A 25,070-nucleotide genomic window follows, 5' to 3' on the forward strand; every position below is an offset into this window, starting at 1 on the left:
ATTTTGATCCTAAAATCACCATTCATGAGTAAAACTATAATTATTTCCAATAGACTACCAGTACAATTGCAAATAAGTGATGGTGGACTCACCGCTACCCCAAGTGTTGGAGGCTTGGCCACAGGAATGAAATCCGTACACAGTGGGGGTGAAAGTCTATGGATTGGATGGTCTGGACTTACAGAGGAGGATACACCTGCGGACCTTGAATCGGAGATTGATTCAGCCCTTGCCAAGCATGGCTGTGCCAAGGTCAACCTTACTGCCAAAGAAATTGATGGGTTTTACTTTGGATTTAGCAATAGGACTATATGGCCCTTGTTTCATTATTTTTTGGAATACACGGAATTTGAGCTCGATTTCTGGAATGTATATAAATCCGTGAACCAAAAATTTGCGGATGCCATCATAGAACAATCCAATGAGGATGATACCATCTGGGTTCACGATTACCAACTGATGTTGGTGCCCCAAATGGTACGTGAGAAAAGGCCCAATACATCCATTGGATTCTTTTTGCACATTCCATTCCCATCTTATGAGATTTTCAGAACCATGCCTTGGCGGGAAGAGGTCCTAGAGGGCTTGTTAGGTTCTGACCTGATTGGGTTCCATACCTATGATTATGAACGGCATTTTTTAAGCTCCGTGCGCAGACTTTTAGGGCTTGAGGTAAGTTTTAATGACGTTTATCAAGACCACAGGGTCATTAAAGTGGATTCCTTTCCCATGGGAATAGATTATAAGAAATTTAGGGATGCCGCCATTGCACACGGAAAAAACACTTTGGAAAAGCGATCCGATTTTCAGATAAGATTGGATGACCACAAAGCTTCAGCACCCGACACCAAACTCATTATCTCAATAGATCGGTTGGATTACAGTAAAGGTATTGCCAAACGTATCAATGCGTTTGAGTACTTCCTCAACAAATATCCAGAATACAAAGAAAAGGTCCGATTGATTATTTTGGCCGTGCCTTCGCGATCTAACGTACCGCAATATCAGGTCTTAAAAAAGGAAATTGATGAACTGGTGGGCCGCATCAATGGCGAGCTTTCCACGGTCAACTGGACACCCATTTGGTACTTCTACCGTTCCATGCCCTTTGAAAACCTTATCGATCTATATACCAGTAGTGATATTGCCTGGTTAACACCTTTGAGGGATGGGATGAATCTGGTGGCCAAAGAGTATATCGCCACCCGAATAGACAAAACAGGGGTTTTGATCTTAAGTGAAATGGCGGGATCCGCCTACGAAATGAACGAAGCTCTCCTCATCAACCCCAACAATTTTGAACAACAGGCAGATACCCTAAAACAAGCCATTACCATGCCCAAAGAGGAACAAATGGCGCGTAATATGTTCCTTCAAAACAGATTGGAACGATACAATGTAGAGGTATGGGCCAATGAATTTATGAATGCCCTCAATCAAAAAAGTGAGGGGGACGATACCTTTGTTTCCCAAAAAATGTCCAATTCCATCCTAAATCAAATCAGCAAGCAATATGCCAGTTCAAAGAAGCGATTGCTGTTCTTGGACTATGATGGAACGCTAACCGGATTCCATAAGGATCCCCAAAAAGCGACCCCTGATGCTGAATTATACAAACTGCTGGATCAATTGCACAACGACAAGAACACCACGCTGTTTTTGATCAGCGGAAGGGACAAACAAACGTTTACCAAGTGGTTCCTGGACAAAAAATACAATATGATCGTGGAACATGGGGTGTGGATTTCCACCGAAGGTGAACCCTTCAGAATGTTGGAAAACGTTAAGGGGGAATGGATGGAAAAAATAAAACCGGTATTAGAGTCCTTTGTGGATCGAACACCAGGGTCCTTTATTGAAGAAAAGAACTACTCCATGGCTTGGCACTACCGAAATACAGACCCCGATTTTGGTGAAAAAAGAGCCACAGAACTCAACACCGTGCTTACCAGCCTTATTGGGAACGACGATATTAGCGTGCTCAATGGCAACAAGGTAATGGAGGTTAAAAGCAGTAACGTGAACAAGGGACGAGCTTCTGTACGCATGCTGGGAGAAGATGATTACGACTTTGTTTTTGCCATTGGAGATGATTGGACAGATGAATTCATGTTCCAAGAATTACCGGATTCTGCCGTGACCGTTAAAGTGGGGCTCAAAAAAACGCAGGCCAAGTACTATGTGGAAAACACCAAACGTGTCCGTGATTTGCTCCATCAACTTGTAGACTCATGACTTTAAGATTTATCCCCATAATTTTACTCCTTACCTCCTTTCAAAGTCTGTTTTCGCAGGCCAATACGGAAGTGTATCTTTTTGATTTAAGCTTGAAAGATGGAAATCCCGTACTATCCAATCCCAAAAACATTTCAAACAATCACGGCTATGACAACCAACCTTCTTTTATGGATGATCATACCATCCTATTTTCGGCAACCCGAGCTGATCAAACCGATATCAAGAAATTCAACATAGAAGGCGGAAGCACATCGGAATGGGTAAGCAATACACCAACGGGAAGTGAATATTCTCCTTTAAAAATTCCGAACAAAGCTGCAGTTTCTTCCATTCGGCTGGATTTGAATGGTTTACAATTGCTGTACGAATATGATTTAAAAACAGGGGAATCAAAGCCCATCTTGCCCAATCAAAAAGTGGGTTACCATGTCTGGTTCAATGAAAATGTCTTGGTCACTTCTGTTCTGGTTGACAATCGCATGGACTTAGTGGTCAACAACCTAAAAGAAGGCACTCGGAAAACCATAGCCCGAAATGTTGGTCGCTCTTTTCATAAAATTCCCGACACCAACTTGGTCAGTTATGTAAGCAAAGTAAATACCCCGTGGGAAATTCGCTCGTTGGACCCCACTAGCGGGCTTACCAAGAAACTAGCAGATATTCCAAAACAAAGTGAGGATGTTTGTTGGTTAAATGGGGAAACCTTGTTGACCGGAGTGGGAAAATCTATTCTTAAATTCAATATTGGTTCCAACACGGAATGGCAAACGGTTATGGATTTTGAGCTTGATGAAATCAACAACATTACCCGAATGGCCATCAATCCAAGTGGTAATCGTTTGGCCTTTGTTGCTGAAGTCTCTCCGATAAGCGTCATTGACCGGCAGGTGCAAACCTTCAATGATCGAGATTTATTTGGATTTGTCTCCAATTATAGTGAGGATGTTGTGGTGGAGCGATTTCCAAACAAACCCATGTATGTGGGACGTCAGAAAATGACCGATAGCTACGATCGTTTCTACCAAAACACCAAAGAGGCCAAGGTGGAAGTAGTCAAGCGCATCAGAATAGGAAATACTGTGATAGATGAGGAAATCACCCTGGTAGATGGGAGAAAAGGGCATCAAGTGGCTCTTTATGAGGTTAAAAATGGGTTCATCGCCTCCATGCGGTTTATATTTCCAGATCGGGAAACCAATGATACCGAGGCCGTGGTCCAATCGCAATTGGATGCCTATAACGCAAGGGATATAGATGGCTTTATGGCAACCTATGCGGATGATATTGAACTCTTCAACTTTCCAAACGAGTCATTTATGAAAGGGAAAACAAAAATGAAAGCTCGGTACGAAGAGTTTTTCAAATCCACTCCCAATCTGCACTGCGAAATCAAAAACCGTATGGTTATCGGAAACAAGGTGATTGACGAAGAGTATATTACAGGCACCAAATCCAGTTTTAGTGCAGCAGCAATTTATGAAGTGGAAGATGGAAAAATCACCAGGGTTACCTTTATCCGTTAGGATCATCATATTCACCAGACCAATATTTAGAAAATTCCATAGCTTTTGTTACATTCACAACTCATTTTTAAAATCCCAACCTATGAAATTATCCTTCTTTCTAGGACTGCTATCCTTCATTTGTCTAAATACTGCCATGGCCCAAACTGAATTCGACAAACCCTATATTTCCATTGGAGTGGTGGTAACGGATTTAGAAGCGTCCTTAGACTTCTATACCAACATTATAGGAATGAAAGAACTAGGGGAGTTCAGTGTTGATGGCCCTCTGAGCAAAAAAACAGGATTGACCGGAGGAAAAGCCTTTGATGTCAAAGTCTTAAAGCTTTATGACGATCCCAATGCAGCAGAATACAAATTGATGTCCTTTGGCAACGAAAAAAATGAAGAGGAAAAGCATATTCAAGATCGGAATGGAATGCGATACATCACCATATTTTATAAATCCTTGGATGACGTAACCCAGAGACTGGAAGACAACAACATTCCATTCCTGAGCCAGAAACCAACCCTCATTCCTGATGGGAGAAGATTTATATTGGTACAGGATCCAGATGGAACCTTTATTGAACTGATTGGAAAATAGAATTTTAATGAAAAGGAAGATTGTTTTAAGCCTAATGCTTTTGGGGATAATGACAGGCGTATCCGCCCAAATGTTCACCCAACTGGACACGCTAAGGGGAAGTATTACCCCGGAACGGGAATGGTGGGATGTGAGTTATTACGACTTAAACCTTAATGTAGACCCGGAAGCAGAATATATTTCAGGCTTCAATCGAATTAGATACAAGGTTCTCAAAGAAGCAGATGTCATCCAAATTGACCTGCAACAACCTTTACGAATTGATGAGGTGACCCAGGACAATCAACCCTTGGAGTTTACCTCCATAGGCCCTGCCCACTTTATCAAACTAAAAAAGAAGCAAAGCAAAGGGGATTACAATGAACTTAAGGTGGTCTATTCCGGGGAACCTAGAAAAGCCGTCCGTGCACCTTGGGATGGAGGGTTTTCATGGAGTAGGGACAATAATAATCTACCCTTTGCCGCCACATCATGTCAGGGCCTGGGTGCCAGTGTCTGGTGGCCGAATAAAGACCACATGTATGATGAGGTGGATAGCATGCGTATCAGCGTGGATGTTCCCAAGAACTTGATGAATGTTTCCAATGGCAGACTGATTGACACCAGTGAGGGTGATACCACCAAAAATTTTACCTGGTTTGTTTCCAATCCCATTAACAACTACTGCGTAAATGTGAACATTGGGGATTATGTCCATTTTGGGGAAAAATACGAAGGTGAAAAGGGCCCTTTGGATGTGGATTATTATGTGCTTCGGGATAATTTGGACAAGGCCAAGGAGCAATTCAAACAAACTTCCATGATGTTGGAAGCCTTTGAACATTGGTTTGGTCCCTATCCTTTTTATGAAGACAGTTTTAAGCTGGTGGAGGTACCTTATTTGGGTATGGAACACCAAAGTTCTGTAACCTATGGTAACAAATATCAAAATGGGTACCTGGGTCGCGACCTTTCCGGTTCTGGCTGGGGATTAAAATTTGATTTTATCATCATCCATGAAGGTGGACATGAGTGGTTTGCCAACAATATCACCTACAAGGATATTGCCGATATGTGGATTCATGAGGCTTTTACCGCTTATTCGGAAAATCTCTATTTGGACTACCATTACGGCACCAAAGCCTCCGCGGAGTATGTGATTGGAACTCGAAAAAACATCAGAAACGATAGACCCATCATTGGCCCCTATAATGTAAATAAATCAGGCTCTGGAGACATGTACTATAAGGGAGCAAACATGTTGCACACCTTACGGCAACTATTAGAAGATGATAAGCTCTGGAGAGCAGTTTTAAGGGGATTGAATGAAGAATTCTATCATCAAACCGTTACCACAGAGCAAATAGAAAATTATATCAGCAAGAAAACCAAAAAAGACTTGTCCGCTTTTTTCAACCAATATCTAAGAACTGCCATGATTCCCATATTGGAATACAAAAAAGAGGGTGATACGCTGCGCTATAGATATGTGGACATTGTACAGGATTTTGACATGCCCATTCGCCTTTTTGTTGATGGTAAGGAGCAGTGGATTTATCCAAATGCGGAATGGAAAACGGAAAAATTGAAAGGCGCTACCTTGGTCTTTGATGAGAACTTCTATGTAGAGACTGAACAAATTTAAATGAAGGAAATTCCGGAACATTATTTTAAAAATGATACCGAGTGGCGGAAATGGCTACATGATCATCATAATTCCTCTGCTGGGATTTATCTGATTCTGTATAAGGTAGATCATCACATGGAAAGCATGCGGTGGGAAGAAGCCGTACGGGTTGCTTTATGCTATGGATGGATTGACAGCACCGTAAAAAGTCTGGGGGATGGTAAACGCAGGCAGTACTTTTGCCCCAGAAAACCCAAAAGTGTGTGGAGCAAGGTCAACAAGGATCATATAGAAGAATTGATGGCCAATGACCAAATGCACCAAAGTGGTTTGGCGTCCATTCAAATAGCGAAGGAAAATGGCTCTTGGATTGCTTTGGATGATGTGGAAAACTGCGTAGTTCCTCCCGATTTACAAAAAGCTTTCAATCGAAACAAAAAGGCATTTTCCAACTTTCAAAGTTTTACCCGATCGCAAAAAAAGAGTTACCTCTATTGGTTAAACCAAGCCAAAAGGGAAGAAACCCGACAAAAGCGGATTGTGGAAATCATTGATGGATGCAAAAAAAACATTAAATCCAGAAGTGCTAGATAGTTCTTTAAGTTTTGTCAGAGAATTCTGTTCCAAAATTTGTTCGTTTATCCAATATCCCTGATATTTAATCGCATAAAATTAGGTGCAAGATCCCAACGCTATATCTTGCCGACCATCAACCTTTATTGTTATAGATGACCAAATCAAAGATCAACCTCCTACTCTTATCACTATTCCTTTTATTTTTCAGCAGCTGTTCTTTTCAATTTTCGGAAGACTTTTTTGCCGATTTGGAAGATCAAGGTTCCAACGCCCTCATCACCGTTGAACCTTTTGAGAATGGCATAAGCCTGAGTGCACCAAGAACAGTTTCCTATAGTTTCAACAGTGACCCTAGGCATAGGCTGTACAGCATTAATGTGGACATTGATGGCCAAGGTATATTGGGAACTCAAGACCGTACTGGTTCGTTCGTAGTCAACACGGATGCCCTCTCGGAAGGAGAGCATACGTTAAGGGTTCGCTATCAATACTCTTCCGGAACTGGAAGTTTGGCCGATTTAAATGACCTGGAAAGACTGGAAGGTTCCATTTCCTATACGTTTACAGTAGACAAGTCAAGTCCAGACCCTGTAACACTTACCAATGTCGATGTCAGCGACGGTACCATTTGGATACGATGGGAAGATATTGGGCAACAAAATTTTGACGAGGCTGTTCTTTTGGTTTATGATCCAGAGGACAACCGAATACTTCGTCAAATTGAGCTTACCCCTGAGGATATTTTGGCCGGGGAATTCAATGATACCCTCAGCACTGATCTTGAATTGGAATATGAGATAATGCTAAGTAATAGATATGCCGAATCCACGGGCAACCGTATCGGTATTTCGCTGGATTACCCAAGCTTAAGGGGACAAGTCATCAATGATTCCCAATATAGAGTCCTATGGACGGAACATCCCTTATACGGCAATTTTGATTTTTACACCTACAACATGAGGCCCAACAACACCTTTGTTGATTTGAGCAACCGAGGAGGTGAACTCATTGTGGATGATGACCCTGTCTTTGGGCAAACTGAAGTCCATTCCTTGAATTTGCAAAGGGAAAATGACTTTACCTACCTCCATTTTGTTTCTGGAGAAATGCATTTCGGGGAGACTTTTGAGGCAAGCCACGGTGAAAATTACGTCTTGAGTACTCAACGCAATTCGATTTTCACGGTTGTGCTTGATGGTGGCACAACCCATAACGCCCCCAGGGATGTGATAATTCACGAATTGGATCCCGAAACTTTGGAGATTGTTACCTCCAGAAACTATTTTACCATTACCGACAGCTTTGCCAACTTGACCGTAGATCCAATTTCGAACAACTTGATTCTGGATTTAAAGGATTCCACTTATTTGATTGATGTGAACACGCTTGAAATTTTAAGTTCATGGAATGCTTCTGACTATACTTTAGATACCTACAACATCCACACCTATTATAGAAATGGCTTCATCATTGTGGAAAAGTTAAGCCGGGAATCCGTATACATTTTTGATGCTGCTACTCGAAACTTGTTATATCAATCCAACATTGAGTACAAGTTTCATATTGCAGATGACGGCGAGACCTTCGTTAACAATAATGCCGTTTACCGATGGGACGGCAATGCCTTTAATGAGGTACTTGCACTCAACCTTATAGGCAATGTGTCCGTTCATGGGGTTTACTTTGTCCCCAATCAAAATATCGTTGTATTAAGCCATATAGATAGTAATCCCGTTATCTACGATTATGTTGCTGATACCTCCCAGATAATTCCACAACTTACTGGGATAGATGACATCAAATATGATCCTGTTTCTGACAAGCTCTGTATGTTTAGGCGTGACCCCGATGATTCCAGCAATGACATTGCATATCTGTATTCACGGACAAGTGGAGTTGAGAAGCAGCTTAAGGTTTTTGTGGATTTTAGAACACGGTATTATCACTATTTAAACGAGAAACTGATTTCCAATCAGGGGCTTTACCTACAAGATTACTTTAACTAACCCATTGCCATGAAATCAATATTCAAATTTCTAACCCTACTACTTTTTTCACATAATGCTATAGCCCAAAGCGGAAGTATTTTTGCCGAAATCAATTACAATACATTTTCCCATAGTAATCTTCAGAGTTTCCAGCAGGAATTCGTTCAGGACATTCCACAGGTTGATTTAAGAGTGAACGACGATTTTCCCGCTCATGTGGGCTTTACCGTAGGTTATAAAATAAATGCAATCAACACTTCCATTTTTGCCAGTTACAATAGTACAGGGGGCAAAATCTCCTACTCAGATTTTTCTGGAGTGATTCGCCTGACCCAGCCTTTAAACGGCTATACCCTAGGCGGTATATACCACGTAAGTCTGCTACGAAACGATAGGAACAATGCACTGTCTTTAAGTTTGAAAGGATTTGGTACCTATTCCACCCTGGATATCCAAAGCTATAATGAAACTTTGGGTGCGGTTACTGAGGAGGAAATAGGCGTACATTCCATTGATTATGGGGTGGGAGTTGGTCTGATCTATGAATATCCCATTTCCGTAATCCGTTTGAGAGCTTCCATAGGTTTTGATGCCGTCCTAGGAAACAAATTAACCTTGAATGACAACAAGGATTTTTATATTGAAGACAATGGCGGAAGTGCTGTTAAAACAGGTTGGTCGGGCCTAAGAACAGGTATTGGGATTGCCATCCCCATTTAACCATAAACAGCCTTCAAAGCCTAATCCCCTTTTCCATACAGTCTGTGATAGATAATGGCCGCTGCACCACCAACTAGGGAAAACCCTGTGAGCATCCAAAACACATTTTGATGCCCAAGTTCTTCTCCTTTATGCGCATCAAGCAAGATTCCGTACGCTGGCCCGGCAAAGATATCGGGGGTATATCCTATCAAAGAAATGAGCCCTACTGCTGTCCCTGTTAACATCAATGGGATTTTGCCTTTCTGCATCACGCCAAAGTAAAGCGCCCTTGCAGCGTAGATTCCTGCCGCCACAATCACTACGGACATAAAAAACAAGGCCGTGGCTGAAGGTCCAATAATTCCTGAACCAAACAGGATCCCACCCAGAATGCAGGCTCCAAAGCTATACACCAACCACAGGGTGATTCTAAATCGGTCTACCAACAGTCCCACCAAAACCCCAATTGTGGGCCTTAAAAACTGGAAAAAGGTTCCAGTTTGGGCCGCTTTTACCTCGTTGTACAACATTACCTCGTTGGCATATTGCGATATAATATCCGTAATCTTATAGCCTACATAGGCACAAAGAATAATAATCATCAGTAACCAGACCGAGGGAATTCGCAGTACCTCCCCAATTTCCTTTTTGGAAATACGGTCAACAAGAATTTCCCGCTCGTCCATTCCGGATTTTAGAAAAACCCAAACCAAGACTCCTATAATAGCTATGATCACACTGGAGGTATATACAATATATTGAAAAGCTTCTCTCCGTTCCAAAAGGGCGCTGGTTTCCACTTCTTCACCCAAAAAAAATGAGAAGATGAGCACGCCCAACAAACCAAATAGGGCTCCCGTGAGTCCGCGTCCCCCGTCCAAGAGTCCAAACGCCTTTCCCTGCGCAGTATCCCCGCCCCACACCCGCGTTGCTTTGATCATGGGTGCCCAAAACAAGAAAATGGTGGTAAAACCCCAATAACCATACAAGACTTGCAATTGCTTAAAGCTCGGATACGTCACAAAAAACAGACCTCCCAAAGCGGTCATCCATAAAGCAATGGCAATTAATTTTCGAGGAGGATATTTATCGGCCAAAGGACCCCCAAACAGGTAAGAAATCAGGGCTACAATCCCATAAACCGAAAAGCATAGACCTAGTTGGGTATTGTCCAATTGAAAAACATCCAGAACGGTACTTCTAAAAATCCGAGGGAGTACAAAGGGAAGGATAAAAACCGCTTCTCCAGCCAGAATCAGCAAAGTAAGATAATACCAAGGGGCTTTTCTATCCATTCGCTATAAATATAGCCAAAAATCCAAGCTTTAAGTCTTGTATACATCTTCCCCTTAAGTTATCTCAGGTATAACTACGCTATTGATTTACCAACTGTTCCCAATTCTTGATATCCCCATCGATTACAATTGTTCTGTTCTTCTTGGCAACTGTGGAAACACCACCAATAACGGAACCCAAAAAAGCTCCTACAATGGAGAAACCTACCATATTTTCTGAAGTGGAAGTCACAAAGAATCCCTCTTCCTCGCCAAGGGCTAGACCAAAAACTGCTCCGGTCGCGGCACCAAAAAGAGCTCCCATACCCACATTATGCCCCCCGGCCCTTTTCAATTTTATCTTTTCAATATTGTTGAAGGGGATTTCCGTGGTCTTTTTTCCCTTCAAAAGCACCAACCCATTTGGAGACCAGGACACCACAAAACCTTTCGCTATTTTAGTTCCCTGCATATCAAAAACCCGTACAAACAGATTTTCAGTGTCTAGAGGTTCTTGAGTAAATACAGTTGTTCCCACTAGCAACATCCCAAGGATGATTAATTTTTTCATTGGAATCGGATTTAAAGGTTAATTACCGCTTTAGGGGAACAGGGTTTCAATAGCAACCAATTAAAATTGAGCAAATTACTTCGGAATTCCTAATATTCCTCTGGATTGTCCAACGATAAGTGAGGATAAACCGGGGTTTTGGTATCAAAAACCCGGTTGCAATGCCATTAACAAGGCTTTAAGAAAACCACTCTTCGTTTTTGGTATCTTTAGCTGACTAATTGAACCTATAATGAAATACTTCTACGTTGCACTGGTGTTCCTAGCATCAGTAAGCCTGTATGCCCAAGAAAAAGACAAAAAAGATGACTCCAAATGGGATGTTTCCAATCCTACAGGGGACTTCAATTTCCAAGATCACCAGTTTTCTACGGACGAAGGTACCTGGATGAATTTGGATGTGAGCCCTGATGGCTCCCAGATTGTTTTTGATTTATTGGGTGATATCTATTCCATACCGATTTCTGGTGGGAAAGCTAAACTTTTAAGAGGCGGAATCCCGTTTGAAGTACAACCGAGATTTAGTCCAGATGGCTCCAAAATTTCCTTTACCAGCGATGCAGGAGGCGGTGACAACATCTGGGTGATGGATACTGATGGCTCTAACGCCAAGCAGGTCACCAAAGAAGATTTCAGATTGCTGAACAATTCATATTGGATGCCCAGTGGTCATTATCTGGTGGCGCGTAAGCATTTTACTTCCCAACGTTCCCTCGGTGCTGGTGAAATCTGGCAATATCACATCACTGGAGGAACAGGGCTACAACTTACCAAGCGTAAAAACGATCAACAGGATGTCAATGAACCCTGTATTTCCCGAGATGGCAAATACCTATACTACAGTGAGGATGTTTACCCAGGAGGATTCTTTCAATACAACAAAGATCCCAACAAACAGATCTATGTAATAAAGCGCTATGATTTTGAAACTGGAAATACCGTTACGGTAACCGGAGGCCCTGGCGGTGCAGCCAGACCCCAAGTGTCCCCAGATGGCAAGCTGCTTGCTTTTGTAAAACGTGTACGCACCAAAAGTGTACTATATCTGCATGATCTTCAAACTGGAGAGGAATGGCCTATTTTGGATTCATTGAACAAAGACCAACAAGAGGCCTGGGCCATTTTTGGAGTATACCCCAACTTCAATTGGATGCCCAATAACCAAGAAATTGTTTTTTGGAACAAAGGAAAAATCCATAGAATCAATATTGAGACCCAAGAGGTGGTCAATATCCCATTTAGTGTGGACGCCAACATAAAGATTGCGGAAACCCTTAGGGTGGATTCGCCAGTTGCTCCTGACCAGTTCACCGCCAAAGTGATTCGCCATGCGGTGACCTCCCCTGACCAAAAAACATTGGTTTTTAATGCCCTTGGGCACCTCTGGACCAAGAAACTGCCCAACGGGAAACCCAAACGCTTGACCAAGGGAACGGATTTTGAGTTTGAACCCACCTTTGCTCCAGATGGAAAGACCATAGCCTATGTTACCTGGAATGATGAAAATCTGGGAGCGATATACAAGATATCCTCCTCTGGAGGAACGCCCGTAAGACTCAGTTCGGAAAAAGGCATTTACCGTACCCCTTCGTTTAGCTTGGATGGACGTAAAATCACATATCGAAAAGAGCCTGGCAACAACGACCAAGGACGAAGCTTTGCCAAAAAAACAGGGATCTACACCATCAATGTAGATGGTTCCAACCACAATTGGGTGGTCAATGAGGGTGAATATCCGACCTTCAGCAAAGATGGAAAACGCATTTTCTACCAAACCGGGGGAATGTATTTTGGAAGCCTGACCAAGGAGCTTAAATCGGTAGACATTAATGGCAAGGACAAAAAAACACATGTCAAATCCAAATACGCCAACCGTCTGGTGCCAAGCCCTGATAATAAATGGATAGCTTTTACCAACCTGCATAAAGCTTATATAGCTCCTTTGGTGCTCAATGGAAAAGCAATTGATTTGGACAACAACTCCAAATCTGTTCCAGTTTCACAAATTTCCAAGGATGCGGGCATCAATTTGCATTGGTCCAATGACAGTAAAAGAATCTTTTGGACCTTGGGCGAAGAGTATTTCGCGAACGACATCAAGGACCGCTATACCTTTTTACCTGGGTCACCTGAGAAGGCCGTTAAAATGGATAGTATAGGAACCAAAATCGGTTTGGTTGCCAAAACCCATAAACCTTCAGGTAGAATCGCTTTTACCAATGCTCGAATCTTGACGATGGAAGGAGATGAAATCATTGAAAATGGCACCATCGTCATCAACGAAAATAAAATTGAATATTTGGGCAAATCAGATGAAATTAATGTGCCGGCAAATACCAAGGTATTCGATGCCACTGGAAAGACCATCATGCCTGGAATTGTGGATGCCCATGCCCATATTGGCGGTTTTCGATATGGACTGACCACGCAAAAACATTGGCAGCTGTATGCAAATTTGGCCTTTGGAGTAACTACTTCCCATGATCCCTCGGCTAATACAGAGTCTATTTTTGCCATGTCCGAACTGATTAAAAACGGGAATATGGTAGGACCGCGCTTGTATTCCACAGGTATCATCTTATATGGCGCCGACGGAGATTTTAAGGCCGTGATCAACAATCTTGAAGATGCCCGTTCCGCCATCCGAAGAACCAAGGCCTTTGGGGCCAAGTCCGTTAAAAGTTATAACCAACCCAGAAGGGACCAGCGGCAACAGGTAATGCAAGCCGCACGGGAATTGGGCATCAACGTAGTGCCTGAAGGTGGCTCTACTTTCTACCACAACATGACCATGATCATGGATGGCCATACTGGAATAGAGCACAATATCCCAGTTGCCCCGGTTTATAAAGATGTGGTGGAACTTTGGAAAACCAGTGGTTCAGGGTATACCCCTACCCTTGTGGTCAACTATGGAGGGATGAATGGAGAGTATTATTTCTATCAGAAAGACAAAATATGGGAAAATGAAAAACTCTTGAAATATACCCCAAGAGGTCTGGTAGATGCTCGATCTAGGTACCGAACCATGATTCCTGATGAGGAATATGAAAATGGCCATATTCTGGTTTCCAAGACTGCTACGGCCCTGGCCAATGAAGGCGTCAAGGTCAATTTGGGTGCCCACGGTCAATTGCAGGGTCTTGGTGCCCATTGGGAGCTTTGGCTATTGCATCAAGGTGGATTGACCAATATGCAAGCGCTGCGGGCAGCAACCATCAATGGGGCCAGATACATCGGTGCAGGAAATGACATAGGTTCCCTAAAAGTGGGAAAACTTGCGGATTTGATTGTTTTGGACAAAAATCCGCTAGAGGACATCCGAAACACGGAATCAGTGAAATACACCATGGTCAATGGTCGTCTCTTTGATACGGAAACCATGGATGAAATTGGAAATACGGAGCTAAACCGAAGTCAGTTTTGGTGGGAGAACAACAAATACAATGCTGCTTTCCCCTGGCATGAAGAAGCCCAAAGCTTCACACACCCAGGCTGTGGCTGCCATATAGGGCACAACTAACCGCCTCATTCTAGGGGCCTAAACAACACCGCGATGAAAAAAACAGCACTCCTCTTGGTCATGATTGCCCTATCGGCATGCAATCGGGCTCAAGAGAAAACAATTACCGGCGACCTATTACTTAGCGATGTCAATGTAATTGATGTTCGCGAAGGAACCATTATGGCCCATCAGCACATTGTTATAGATTCTGGGATAATAAGACACATTCTTTCAGAAGAACAGCACCCAGGAAATTTTAATGAGCATATTAATGGCTCAGGGAAGTTTGTGCTTCCCGGCCTTGCTGAAATGCACGCACACATTCCCCCGCCATCCACTTCACAAGAACGATTGGAAGAAACCCTATTCCTGTACTTGTCCAATGGCATCACTACGATACGTGGCATGCTGGGAGCACCCAATCATCTGGAATTGCGGGAACAAGTTAAAAAAGGGGAGATTCTGGGACCTCGAATTTTTACTTCCAGTCCTTCCCTTAACGGTAATTCGGTTACTTCAGAAGAAGAGGCCATTATCAAAGTAACCGCCTATCAAAAAGATGGGTACGATTTTTTAAAAATCCATCCAGGTATTCAACGCAATGTATTTGATGCGCTGGTCAAAACCGCCAATGAAGTAGGCATTACCTTTGCAGGCCATGTTCCTGTGGATGTGGGCATCCGTCATGCCTTGGAAAGCAATTTCTCCTCCATTGACCATATTGATGGGTATTTGGAAGGACTTGTACCTACTTCTGAAAATGTTGACCCTACGGCCAATGGATTCTTCGGCTATAATTTTACTCCGTTGGCAGATGTTTCGCTAATTGATGAACTGGTCGTACTTTCCAAAGAGCATAAGGTCTGGATCGTACCCACCCAAAGTCTGTTTGAACGATGGTTTGCCCCTATTTCTGCGGAAACACTTCTGGCACAACCGGAAATGAAATATATGCCCGTCTCCACCTTGGAGAACTGGAAAAAAATCAAATTGAACTCCACAGGACCGGATTCTGGTTTTGATGAAGCCCAGTGGGAAGATTTTATTGCTATTAGAAGACAATTATTAAAGGCTTTACAAGATGGTGGTCAAGGCATTTTATTGGGTTCAGATGCCCCTCAACTTTTCAATGTTCCAGGATTTTCCATCCACCATGAAATTGAGGGTATGGTAAAAGCAGGGATGACTCCTTTGGAAATCATTCAATCAGGGACCATTAACCCAGCCCAATTTTTTGGATTGGAACATGAATTTGGAGAAGTTAAGGAAGGTCTGGCCGCGGACCTTGTTGTTCTGGAATCCAATCCGTTGGATAACTTATCGGCTCTGAAAGATATCTCAGGAGTTATTCGTCAAGGTAAGTGGTTATCCCAAGAAATGATTGCCCTTAAACTTGAAAAAATTGCCGAGAGCGCCTCTAAAAACTAAAAATTCAGCTAATCATTAATCTAAAAACGACAAATTACCTAAAATGATAAAAAAGTTACTTTTTCTGATGACACTTTGCGCGTCCACAGTGGTCTTTGGCCAAGAATTCAATATGGATTTGGTACAGGACATGAAACCCAGAAACATTGGCCCAGCTGGGATGAGCGGTCGGGTCACCGCCATTGATGTGGTACACTCCAATCCTGACATCATGTATGTGGGCACCGCTTCTGGTGGACTCTGGAAATCCACCTCAGGAGGAATTAGATGGAAGCCCATTTTTGAAAAGGAGGTTACAGGTTCTATTGGGGCCGTGGCGATTCAACAGTCCAATCCCTCTGTAATTTGGGCAGGAACTGGGGAGGGAAACCCAAGAAACAGTCTTAACGGAGGCTATGGTATCTACAAATCATTGGATGGCGGTAAAACATGGACATCCATGGGATTGGAAAAAACAAGGCACATTCACAGAATCATTATAGACCCTACCAATCCGGATGTGGTTTACGTAGGAGCCATTGGATCCCCGTGGGGCGAACATCCCGAACGCGGCGTCTTTAAAACCATGGACGGAGGAAAAACTTGGAGTAAAATCCTATTTGTAAACAACAAAACGGGGGTAGCGGATATGGTCATGGATCCTTCCAATCCCAATAAACTTATAGTGGCCTTATGGGAACACAAACGTGACCCCTGGTTCTTTAAGTCCGGTGGAGAAGGAAGTGGTCTACATATAACCCATGATGGCGGTGTTAACTGGAAAAAAGTGATGGAAAAAGACGGGCTGCCCAAAGGGGAATTGGGAAGAATTGGAATAGCCATTGCCAAAAACAAACCCAATGTGGTATACGCCTTGGTAGAAGCTAAGAAAAATGCGCTCTATAAGTCCGAGGACGGTGGTGCCAAATGGAAGAAAATCAATGATAAGAATGATATTGGCAATCGTCCGTTCTACTATTCTGAAATCTATGTAGACCCAGAAAATGAGAATCGGGTGTATTCCATTTTTACCTACGTGAATGTTTCAGAAGATGGTGGAAAGAATTTCAAGCAACTGATGCCCGCTTATCAAGTTGATAATGGGGTGCATCCAGATCACCATGCATGGTGGATCCATCCCGAAAATGGTCAATTCATGATTGATGGAAATGATGGAGGTATGAACATCACCAAAGATGGTGGCAAAACTTGGCGTTTTGTGGGTAACCTACCCTTGGCCCAATTCTATCATATCAGCGTGGATAATGAGTACCCCTACAATGTATATGGGGGCATGCAGGACAATGGTTCTTGGCGAGGACCAGCCTATGCTTGGCGTCATCAAGGGATACGAAACGATTACTGGCAAGAAATAGCTTTTGGGGATGGTTTTGATGTGGTTCCCGATTTGGACAATAACCAATTTGGTTATGCAATGAGTCAGCAAGGGTTTGTTTCCCGATACGATTGGAAAACGGGGAACAATTATATTGTTCGCCCTACCCCTCCCGATGCCACCACAAAACTTCGGTTTAACTGGAATGCAGGTATAGGACAGGATCCATTTAACAACAGCACCGTTTATTTTGGAAGTCAGTTTGTACATAAATCCACAAACAAAGGATTGACCTGGGAAGTCATATCACCCGACTTGACCACCAACGACAAGGAAAAGCAAAAGCAAAGTGAAAGTGGGGGATTAACCATGGATGCCACCGGAGCGGAAAATTATTGTACCATTCTCGTTATAGAACCTTCGCCAGTGGAGCAAAACATGCTTTGGGTGGGTACAGATGACGGACGCGTGCACATTACCCAAAATGGAGGGGAAAGCTGGACAGAGGTAACCCAAAACATTAAAGGATTACCCAAGGGCAGCTGGATTCCACAGATTAAGGCATCGAAAACCCATAGAGGCGAAGCCTTATTGGTGGCCAATGACTACCGAAGGTTCAATTACACACCTTATGCTTATCGCACCAAGGATTATGGAAGAACCTGGACACGCATCGTGGACGGGAATGATGTGGAAAGTTATGTGCTATCCATTGTGGAGGACAAGGAAAATCCAAACCTACTCTTTTTAGGCACTGATGACGGACTTTACATCTCCTTCAATGCAGGCGGGAAATGGCAAAAATGGACAGAAGGATTCCCGACGGTATCTACTAAAGATTTAGTAATTCATCCCAGGGAGCAGGATTTGGTCATTGGGACCTTTGGACGGGCAGCTTGGGTCTTGGATGATATCCGCCCATTAAGGGCCTTGGCCCAAAACCCTTCCCTTCTTCAAAAGGAGGTAAGTCTTTTTGAATCTCCTGATGCCTATTTGGCAGCGTATCAACAAGCCACGGGAAGCAGATTTGGCGGGGATGCCATCTATAATGGTGAAAACAGAAAGCAAGGGGCCATGTTGACCTATTATCTGAAGGAAGGAAAGAAACAGGAGTCCAAATCAGATAAAAAAGAGGATGAAAAGTCAACGGTAGATGAAGCCGAAAAGGACGAAAAGCCAAAAAAAGATTCCATTTTCATCAAAATTTATGATGGGGATAGATTGATCAGGACTTTATCCCATAAAACACCTAAAAAAGCAGGATTTCATAGGGTATACTGGGGATTGGATGAAAAAGGGCCGGACACCCCTGCAAGGAAAATCAGCAAAAGCAAGAAGGAAAACGGAGGTATATCTGTTAAACCTGGTACCTACAAGGTGAAAATCCAATATGGCGGTCATACGGACTCCACTCGTGTTATCGTAAAAACAGACCCTCGAATCAAAACATCCTTGGAGGGAATCCAAGAAGTTTATGACATGGGCAAAAAATTGGAAGGCTACACCCAAACCGCTGCCGATGCGGTAAAGCAATTGGTGCAGAACAAAAATCTGGTCCAAAAGTTCGAAAAAGAAATGAAGGAACTGGATAAGGAAAAATACAAGGACCAAATCAAAGCATCTGGGGACATGGTCAAAAAAATAGATTCGGTTGTTGCTCTTTATCTGGGTAAGGAGGACAAAAGGCAAGGGATTACAAGAAATCCGGAAATTACAGTGATGCAGCGCTTAAATACGGCCAGTTTTTATGTTGGTACAAGAAAATCCGGTATTACCGAAACGGAAAAGAAATTGGTGCAATTTGCCCATGAGGAACTGAAGGAAGCTATAGATAAGACCAATTCGTTTTTTACAAATGATTGGAAACCTTACCAAGAATCTATAGAAGCCTTAAATTTGTCCCCTTTTAAGGAAACGCAAGTTTTTGAACTAGATTAAAATAGTATGATCAAGAAAATTGTATTTAGCTTAATGACAATAGGGTTTGCATCCCAACTTAGTGCCCAACAAGCCGGAGAAGATGAATGGGGTGCTTGGTACATGTATTTCGGAACCAACAAAATTGCGGAACGGTTCAGTATTCATACAGAGGCCCAGTTCCGATTCTATGAAACGGCCTCCAACTTTAACCAAATGCTGCTGCGTACGGGACTCAATTATCATATAGATAAGAACGCTATTGCCACATTGGGCTATGGCTATATTACCACTGATGGTACTTTTGAGGAGTTTCCCAACGAAACCAACAACAAGGAGCATCGTATTTTCCAACAGTTCATTTTGAAAAACAAAGTCTGGGAGTTTCTATTTGAGCACCGTTATCGACTCGAGCAACGGTTTTTGGATTTTGGAGATCGGACAGATACCCAGCATCGTGGACGGTATAGGATTCAAATGACACTACCCTTGACGGATACCTTCTTCCTAAATTTTTATGATGAGTTGTTCATCAATTTACAGGATGACCTTTTTGGACAAAACCGTTTGTATGGAGCTCTGGGAATTCATGTGACCAGTAACAGCAGTGTGCAAGTGGGTTATCTACGAAATCAGTTTGCCAATGCGGTCTTTGATCGTGTACAGATAGGAATCTTTTATAATCCCGACTTAAAGGGAGTGTTCAAGAAGAAAGGGGCCACCAACTAATCCCTATTGATTGCCCATTTGTTCTGAACCAGAAGTTTAACTTTTATTTGGAACAAATGGGTCTTCAAAAAATCAACTTTAAAAATTCAGATGGTCAAACTTTGGTAGGTCGGTTAGAGCTACCCGCTGACCAACATCCCCACAGCTATGCCATTTTTGCACATTGTTTTACTTGCAACAAAAACTTATTGGCGGTAAAAAACATAGGAAAAGCACTCACCTCCCACGGATTTGGGGTCTTGCGTTTTGATTTCACAGGACTTGGGGAAAGCGATGGGGATTTTGCCGATACCAACTTCTCAGGTAATGTAGGTGATCTTGTAGCTGCTGCTGAATTTTTGCACAACAATTATGATGCCCCTACCCTAATCATTGGACATTCTCTGGGTGGTGCTGCATCCATTTTTGCCGCAGCGCAAATTCCATCCATCAAAGCGGTTGCCACAATTGGTGCCCCTTCCAATCCGGTACATGTCAAACATCTTTTGCAGAGCGGAGTGGATGAGATTCTGGCAACAGGAAAAGCGGTAGTTAATTTAAGTGGAAGGGATTTCACGATTAAAAAACAATTTTTGGACGATTTGGAAACCAAATCCTTGCCCGAAACCGCCAAGACCCTTCGCAAACCACTTTTGATCATGCATTCCCCGCAGGACGATACGGTGGGAATCAAAAACGCCGAAGAAATCTATATTGCCGCCCATCATCCAAAAAGTTTTGTTTCCTTGGACGGTGCAGATCACCTCCTCTCCAAAAAAGAGGATTCCATTTATGCTGGAAATGTAATTGCGGGGTGGGCAACGCGATATGTGGGTCCCGTGGAAAACCAAGAACCAAAATTGAAAACCAAGCATCAAGTGGCGGCTAGTTTGGATGCGGAAGATGGATTTACCACTCAAATGAAAGTGGGCAGGCACTATATGGTTGCGGATGAACCTGAAAGTTTTGGGGGCAACGATTTTGGGCCTTCACCCTATGAATTGGTTTCGGCCGGTTTATCTGCCTGTACGGTTATGACCATTCAGATGTACTCCAAAAGAAAAGGCTGGCCCGTGGATAATGTGGAAGTTCATACTTCTTATAGTAAAACCCATGCACAGGATTGTGAGAATTGTGAACAGGATAGTGCCAAAATAGATACCTTTCACAGGGAAATCAAGTTCACAGGGGATTTGGATGAGAAGCAAAAAGCACGAATTATGCAAATCGCGGACAAGTGTCCCGTTCATAAGACCCTGCATAGTGAAACTCAGGTCATCAGTAAATTAGTGGAGTAAATGCGGTTTAGCCGCGCATGTACAGGATGTCAAAATAATCCAGCTCAAGTTCTATGGCCGACCTTCGGATTTTACCTAAGGAACGTACATATTCGTTATAACCAATTTTGCCATCGTACCACAGTTTTTTTAAACGGTGGTACCCCTTGCAGAAAGATTTTCTCTTTTTGCAATACACTAGAAAATCAATATAATGTGACGGCTGTTGAACCAGCATAAATTAACTTTTTTAGTGCCTTAGGGAGACATCAGGCTTTATCAAAATAACGCTGTAATTAAAAGATCAGTATTTTTAAATCCGTTAAAGGTTCATATTAGGAATATTGATGGCTGAATCATCTCCTGTGTTTAACAGCATATTTATCCCTTCAACCTAAGCATATATGGAAAGTCCAGTATTTGAGGTAAGCTTGGAAAGTACACATAGTGTAAGGGTTCCGACGGAAGTTGTCGCTCCATTTTTGGAGGCCGGCCACAAAAGGGTTAAGGTAAAAGCGTTCTTTGAAAATAAAGAAGCAGTTTATTATGCCGCTCTGCAGAAACGTATAGGTGCTTATTTTGTGATGTTCAACAAGGGGAATCAAAAAAACTTGGGCGTTTACCCAGGTGATTACTTTCAGATGCAGTTTTTTGAAGATACGTCCAAATACGGTGTGGAAATGCCAGAAGAGTTGGAGGCTGTGTTATCAACCGACATGGATGCGGAAACTGTTTTTGAGAGCTTCACTGATGGCAAAAAAAGAAGTCTTATCTATATGATATCCGGCTATAAGAATTCCCAAACCCGAATTGACAAATCGCTCCTGCTTTGTGAAAATCTTAAAAGAGGTATTAGGGACAACAAATTGCTCTTGAAACCTTTGTAGGATGCAAATCACACTGTTTTATCGATGTCAGAATCCAATCCAATAGTTGTGATAATTAAAATGGGAGTTTCATGACTATCTCCAACGGCTTGGCGGTAAGTAAGTTAAAAAAGCAGCTATGACAAAACCCCTAGAACCAAAAAAAGTATTCCAGCTATTTTGCTTTTCGTATCGTATTTTAAGTAACTGGTTACATATATTTTATATATTTGCGTAACTGGTTACATAATTAACATGGAACGTGATTTTTTACAAGAACTCAAACATCTGGGGTTCACCGCCCGTATAAAAAGACTTAATGAAAGCATTGTGGCCAGCACCGTGGATCATTATTCCAGCTTGAACTTGCCGTTGGAACCCAACTGGCATGTTATTTTTTTATTGCTGAAACAACACGGCACCCTTACTATAACGGAAATGGCCCAAACCTTGGGGTTCTCCCACCCTGCTATGATCAAGACCACTAGAAAAATGAATGAGCAGGGTTATTTGGAGTATCAAAAAGATGTACTGGATCAGCGAAAGACCTTGATACGACTTTCAAAAAAAGGCAAAAGACTACTCCCAAAGTTTGAAAAAGAATGGAACAGAATTCAAGAAGTACTTCAAGAAGTTGTAGACGATGCCCTTTTAAAAAAACTGGACACTTTGGAACAAAATCTTAAAGAAAGTAGTTTTTCCGAACGCTATACCATCCGTTTTGAAGAGCACAAAAAAGACAGCCCTTTTATCATACGCAATGCCCTACCTTCCGAGTTTCAACAAATCGGGAACCTCATGGTAGAGGTCTATTCAGGTCTAGACGGCTTTCCCAAGCAGGAAGACCAACCTGCATATTACCATACCCTCGCCAACATAGGTGACTTTACCAAAAAACCGAATACAGAACTGTTGGTGGCCGTATCCCATTCCCAAAAAATTTTAGGCGGCGTCCTTTATTTTGGGGATATGCAACACTACGGCTCCGGAGGTACTGCCACACAAATGAAAAATGCCTCGGGGTTTCGGTTGTTGGCAGTTACTTCCTCGGCCAGGGGTCTGGGTGTGGGCAAAGCGTTGAGTATGGCCTGTATAGATAAGGCCAAAGCACACGGAAATACGCTGATGCTGATCCATTCCACAGCCTACATGAAACCTGCTCGAAAGATGTATCGAAAACTGGGTTTTGTTCGCTATCCCAAATTGGATTTTGTTCAAGAAGGATTACAGGTTCATGGATTTCGGCTTATTCTGAAGTAACTTAGGCCAAAAGTTATTCGAGCCATGGATGAGTCTTTGGAAAATTCCAGTAGCGCCCTAGCCTCCCATTTTTTCAGAACCGAATATGGGAAGCTTGTTGCCGTAATTTCCAGATATTTAGGAAACCATCATGTGGAGACGACAGAAGATATTGTGCAAGAAACCATGTTAAAGGCCACCTCCCACTGGGAAATGAACGGTATTCCGGACAATCCCAGAGCTTGGCTGTATACTACCGCTAAAAACCTATCACTCAATGCCATCAAACGGGGCAAGTACCAAAGGGATTATGCATCCAAAAACAGCTTAAAACCAAGTTTGGAGGATGGGTTGCCCTTTTCTGAAGAACTTATAGCGGACAGCCAACTGCGAATGATGTTTTGCTGTTGCCACCCTTCCATTTCTGAAAATTCCCAAATAGCCCTTGTTTTAAAGATTCTCTCAGGTTTTAGTATCCAAGAAATTGCCCATGCTTTTTTCTCCAATACCGAAACCATAAACAAGCGTTTGGTTAGAGGCAGAAAACAATTGCGCCAGGTAAGTTTGGAACTTTTTAACGAGGAAGTAATAAACCAACGACTGGAAGCTGTTTTAAAAACGATTTATCTCTTGTTTAATGAAGGGTATTTTCCTTCCAGTAAAAATGAGGTTATCCGATTCGACCTTTGTTTAGAAGCAATTCGCTTGGCCAAACTACTGCTGGAAAGCAAAAGCATCCAACAAAAAACAGACATTCATTCACTTTTGGCGTTAATGTACTTTAATGTTTCAAGGTTCAATGCCCGAGTTTCAACTGATGGTAGAGTGTTGGATTTGAAGGAACAGGACAGGAGCTTATGGGATACCGAATCCATTCAAATCGGCATGCAATATTTGGAAGAGGTGACCCAAAGTCACAAGGTTTCAAAATATGCCCTTTTAGCTACCATTTCTGCCCATCATTGTGCGGCTCCCACGTATGGGCAAACCAAATGGAATGACATTTTGGATCTATATGACCAACTGCTCTCTTTGGAACAATCTCCCATTGTGGCACTAAACCGAGCTGTTGTCCTTTCCGAAGTTGAGGGAGCCACCAAAGCCATTGAAGTATTGAAAGAGCTGGCTTCCCAATCAGATATAGGGCAGTACTATATGTACCCCTTTACCTTGGGTGAACTTTATAAGCGAAATCAGGAATGGGACAAAGCGCTGGAGGCCTATCAAAATGCTAAAGAACTAACTCCAAATCCAAGAGATAAGGAACTTTTATCAAAAAAAATTCAGGAGCTTGTCCCTAACTTACCTTCCCAATTGTCCTAGGGTTGAATTTTAATCCAAAAACAAGAAAATCATGAGAGAATTTTTATTGCTTATCCGAAGTGAGGAATCGCCAAAGGCCAATTTGTCCCCAGAACAAATGCAACAGCACATTGAAAAAGTGGGGGGATATCTGCAACGGCTCACAGAGGAAGGTCGGGTGAAATCGGCTCAACCTTTGGAGATGGAAGGCACCATGCTATCCTACCAAAATGGGCAGATTATAGACGGTCCCTATAACGAGACCAAGGAAATTATTTCAGGCTATTACCACCTGCTTGCCAAAGACATGGAAGAAGCTGTGTCCATCGCCAAACAAGACCCAAGGTTTGAAGAGGGTATTTGGCGAGTAGAAGTCAGGCCCATTAAATATGTTGAAGGTATTAACTAACCTAAAAAAGGAACGGCTTGCTAAAGCAAGCCGTTCCCAC

The 25,070-nt window shown here is 42.6% G+C and carries 19 protein-coding genes; 16 read left to right on the plus strand and 3 right to left on the minus strand.

The genetic code is table 11. The features are described from left to right. The first annotated feature begins 24 nt into the window (after positions 1-24). From ACOOE0_RS17045 to ACOOE0_RS17075, 7 genes are all read left to right on the plus strand, one after another. Positions 25-2,235: a bifunctional alpha,alpha-trehalose-phosphate synthase (UDP-forming)/trehalose-phosphatase gene (locus ACOOE0_RS17045; RefSeq protein WP_420400111.1), complete on the plus strand. Its 2,211-nt coding sequence runs from the start codon at positions 25-27 to the stop codon at positions 2,233-2,235. Next, on the plus strand, positions 2,232-3,761 hold the full coding sequence (locus ACOOE0_RS17050) for a nuclear transport factor 2 family protein (protein WP_420400112.1): 1,530 nt from the start codon (positions 2,232-2,234) through the stop codon (positions 3,759-3,761). The genes ACOOE0_RS17045 and ACOOE0_RS17050 overlap by 4 nt, the downstream gene beginning before the upstream one ends. An 82-nt stretch (positions 3,762-3,843) precedes the next feature. Then, positions 3,844-4,347, plus strand: coding sequence for a VOC family protein (locus tag ACOOE0_RS17055; protein ID WP_420400113.1), 504 nt, complete (start codon positions 3,844-3,846; stop codon positions 4,345-4,347). A 7-nt stretch (positions 4,348-4,354) separates the two neighbouring features. Next, on the plus strand, positions 4,355-5,971 hold the full coding sequence (locus ACOOE0_RS17060) for a M1 family metallopeptidase (RefSeq protein ID WP_420400114.1): 1,617 nt from the start codon (positions 4,355-4,357) through the stop codon (positions 5,969-5,971). After that, positions 5,972-6,547 (plus strand): YdeI/OmpD-associated family protein, encoded by a 576-nt coding sequence (locus ACOOE0_RS17065; RefSeq protein WP_420400115.1) that lies wholly within the window; start codon positions 5,972-5,974, stop codon positions 6,545-6,547. A gap of 134 nt (positions 6,548-6,681) precedes the next feature. Then, the gene (locus ACOOE0_RS17070; protein ID WP_420400116.1) at positions 6,682-8,535 is read left to right on the plus strand and encodes a hypothetical protein; all 1,854 of its coding nucleotides are present in this window, start codon (positions 6,682-6,684) and stop codon (positions 8,533-8,535) included. Between the two features lie 9 nt (positions 8,536-8,544). After that, positions 8,545-9,237, plus strand: coding sequence for a hypothetical protein (locus tag ACOOE0_RS17075; protein WP_420400117.1), 693 nt, complete (start codon positions 8,545-8,547; stop codon positions 9,235-9,237). 20 nt (positions 9,238-9,257) lie between these two features. Here the strand turns inward: ACOOE0_RS17075 and ACOOE0_RS17080 are convergent, their stop codons facing one another. Both ACOOE0_RS17080 and ACOOE0_RS17085 read right to left on the minus strand, forming a co-directional pair. Then, positions 9,258-10,514: an MFS transporter gene (locus tag ACOOE0_RS17080; protein ID WP_420400118.1), complete on the minus strand. Its 1,257-nt coding sequence runs from the start codon at positions 10,512-10,514 to the stop codon at positions 9,258-9,260. A 79-nt stretch (positions 10,515-10,593) separates the two neighbouring features. Next, positions 10,594-11,064, minus strand: a complete 471-nt coding sequence (locus ACOOE0_RS17085) for a hypothetical protein (protein ID WP_420400119.1) — start codon at positions 11,062-11,064, stop codon at positions 10,594-10,596. Between the two features lie 232 nt (positions 11,065-11,296). On the opposite strand from ACOOE0_RS17085, the gene ACOOE0_RS17090 reads away from it, so the two are divergent. From ACOOE0_RS17090 to ACOOE0_RS17110, 5 genes are read left to right on the plus strand one after another with little or no spacing between them, the layout of a single operon-like run. After that, the gene (locus ACOOE0_RS17090; protein WP_420400120.1) at positions 11,297-14,587 is read left to right on the plus strand and encodes an amidohydrolase family protein; all 3,291 of its coding nucleotides are present in this window, start codon (positions 11,297-11,299) and stop codon (positions 14,585-14,587) included. 33 nt (positions 14,588-14,620) lie between these two features. Beyond that, the gene (locus ACOOE0_RS17095) at positions 14,621-15,997 is read left to right on the plus strand and encodes an amidohydrolase family protein (RefSeq protein ID WP_420400121.1); all 1,377 of its coding nucleotides are present in this window, start codon (positions 14,621-14,623) and stop codon (positions 15,995-15,997) included. Between the two features lie 46 nt (positions 15,998-16,043). Beyond that, positions 16,044-19,250, plus strand: coding sequence for a VPS10 domain-containing protein (locus ACOOE0_RS17100; protein ID WP_420402237.1), 3,207 nt, complete (start codon positions 16,044-16,046; stop codon positions 19,248-19,250). Positions 19,251-19,256: 6 nt separating this feature from the next. Then, positions 19,257-19,958, plus strand: coding sequence for a DUF2490 domain-containing protein (locus tag ACOOE0_RS17105; protein WP_420400122.1), 702 nt, complete (start codon positions 19,257-19,259; stop codon positions 19,956-19,958). Between the two features lie 56 nt (positions 19,959-20,014). Further along, entirely contained in the window at positions 20,015-21,235 is a 1,221-nt protein-coding gene (locus tag ACOOE0_RS17110) for an alpha/beta fold hydrolase (RefSeq protein WP_420400123.1), read from the plus strand. A gap of 7 nt (positions 21,236-21,242) precedes the next feature. On the opposite strand, the gene ACOOE0_RS17115 is transcribed toward ACOOE0_RS17110, so the two are convergent. Next, positions 21,243-21,452 carry a hypothetical protein gene (locus tag ACOOE0_RS17115; RefSeq protein WP_420400124.1) on the minus strand — a complete coding sequence of 70 codons (210 nt, stop codon included), beginning with the start codon at positions 21,450-21,452 and terminating at the stop codon, positions 21,243-21,245. Positions 21,453-21,618: 166 nt separating this feature from the next. On the opposite strand from ACOOE0_RS17115, the gene ACOOE0_RS17120 reads away from it, so the two are divergent. The 4 genes from ACOOE0_RS17120 (at position 21,619) to ACOOE0_RS17135 (ending at position 25,030) form a co-directional block, all read left to right on the plus strand. Beyond that, a complete protein-coding gene (locus ACOOE0_RS17120; protein WP_420400125.1) occupies positions 21,619-22,101 on the plus strand; it encodes a YdeI/OmpD-associated family protein in 483 nt (160 codons plus the stop codon). 234 nt (positions 22,102-22,335) lie between these two features. Further along, positions 22,336-23,340, plus strand: a complete 1,005-nt coding sequence (locus tag ACOOE0_RS17125) for a GNAT family N-acetyltransferase (protein WP_420400126.1) — start codon at positions 22,336-22,338, stop codon at positions 23,338-23,340. A gap of 24 nt (positions 23,341-23,364) precedes the next feature. Further along, entirely contained in the window at positions 23,365-24,642 is a 1,278-nt protein-coding gene (locus ACOOE0_RS17130; RefSeq protein WP_420400127.1) for an RNA polymerase sigma factor, read from the plus strand. A gap of 31 nt (positions 24,643-24,673) precedes the next feature. Next, positions 24,674-25,030 (plus strand): YciI family protein, encoded by a 357-nt coding sequence (locus ACOOE0_RS17135; RefSeq protein ID WP_420400128.1) that lies wholly within the window; start codon positions 24,674-24,676, stop codon positions 25,028-25,030. Positions 25,031-25,070: the final 40 nt, after the last annotated feature.

The sequence above is a fragment of the Flagellimonas sp. genome (assembly GCF_965215805.1).
Lineage (GTDB): Bacteria > Bacteroidota > Bacteroidia > Flavobacteriales > Flavobacteriaceae > Flagellimonas.

Bases quoted from the DNA above. Each gene is read 5' to 3' on its own strand.
- ACOOE0_RS17050 (WP_420400112.1), top strand. From the start codon at position 2,232: ATGACTTTAAGATTTATCCCCATAATTTTACTCCTTACCTCCTTTCAA.
- ACOOE0_RS17065 (WP_420400115.1), top strand. From the start codon at position 5,972: ATGAAGGAAATTCCGGAACATTATTTTAAAAATGATACCGAGTGGCGG.
- ACOOE0_RS17135 (WP_420400128.1), top strand. From the start codon at position 24,674: ATGAGAGAATTTTTATTGCTTATCCGAAGTGAGGAATCGCCAAAGGCC.
- ACOOE0_RS17125 (WP_420400126.1), top strand. From the start codon at position 22,336: ATGGAACGTGATTTTTTACAAGAACTCAAACATCTGGGGTTCACCGCC.
- ACOOE0_RS17055 (WP_420400113.1), top strand. From the start codon at position 3,844: ATGAAATTATCCTTCTTTCTAGGACTGCTATCCTTCATTTGTCTAAAT.
- ACOOE0_RS17120 (WP_420400125.1), top strand. From the start codon at position 21,619: ATGGAAAGTCCAGTATTTGAGGTAAGCTTGGAAAGTACACATAGTGTA.
- ACOOE0_RS17110 (WP_420400123.1), top strand. From the start codon at position 20,015: ATGGGTCTTCAAAAAATCAACTTTAAAAATTCAGATGGTCAAACTTTG.
- ACOOE0_RS17090 (WP_420400120.1), top strand. From the start codon at position 11,297: ATGAAATACTTCTACGTTGCACTGGTGTTCCTAGCATCAGTAAGCCTG.
- ACOOE0_RS17075 (WP_420400117.1), top strand. From the start codon at position 8,545: ATGAAATCAATATTCAAATTTCTAACCCTACTACTTTTTTCACATAAT.
- ACOOE0_RS17095 (WP_420400121.1), top strand. From the start codon at position 14,621: ATGAAAAAAACAGCACTCCTCTTGGTCATGATTGCCCTATCGGCATGC.
- ACOOE0_RS17130 (WP_420400127.1), top strand. From the start codon at position 23,365: ATGGATGAGTCTTTGGAAAATTCCAGTAGCGCCCTAGCCTCCCATTTT.
- ACOOE0_RS17105 (WP_420400122.1), top strand. From the start codon at position 19,257: ATGATCAAGAAAATTGTATTTAGCTTAATGACAATAGGGTTTGCATCC.
- ACOOE0_RS17115 (WP_420400124.1), bottom strand. From the start codon at position 21,452: ATGCTGGTTCAACAGCCGTCACATTATATTGATTTTCTAGTGTATTGC.
- ACOOE0_RS17080 (WP_420400118.1), bottom strand. From the start codon at position 10,514: ATGGATAGAAAAGCCCCTTGGTATTATCTTACTTTGCTGATTCTGGCT.
- ACOOE0_RS17070 (WP_420400116.1), top strand. From the start codon at position 6,682: ATGACCAAATCAAAGATCAACCTCCTACTCTTATCACTATTCCTTTTA.
- ACOOE0_RS17085 (WP_420400119.1), bottom strand. From the start codon at position 11,064: ATGAAAAAATTAATCATCCTTGGGATGTTGCTAGTGGGAACAACTGTA.
- ACOOE0_RS17045 (WP_420400111.1), top strand. From the start codon at position 25: ATGAGTAAAACTATAATTATTTCCAATAGACTACCAGTACAATTGCAA.
- ACOOE0_RS17060 (WP_420400114.1), top strand. From the start codon at position 4,355: ATGAAAAGGAAGATTGTTTTAAGCCTAATGCTTTTGGGGATAATGACA.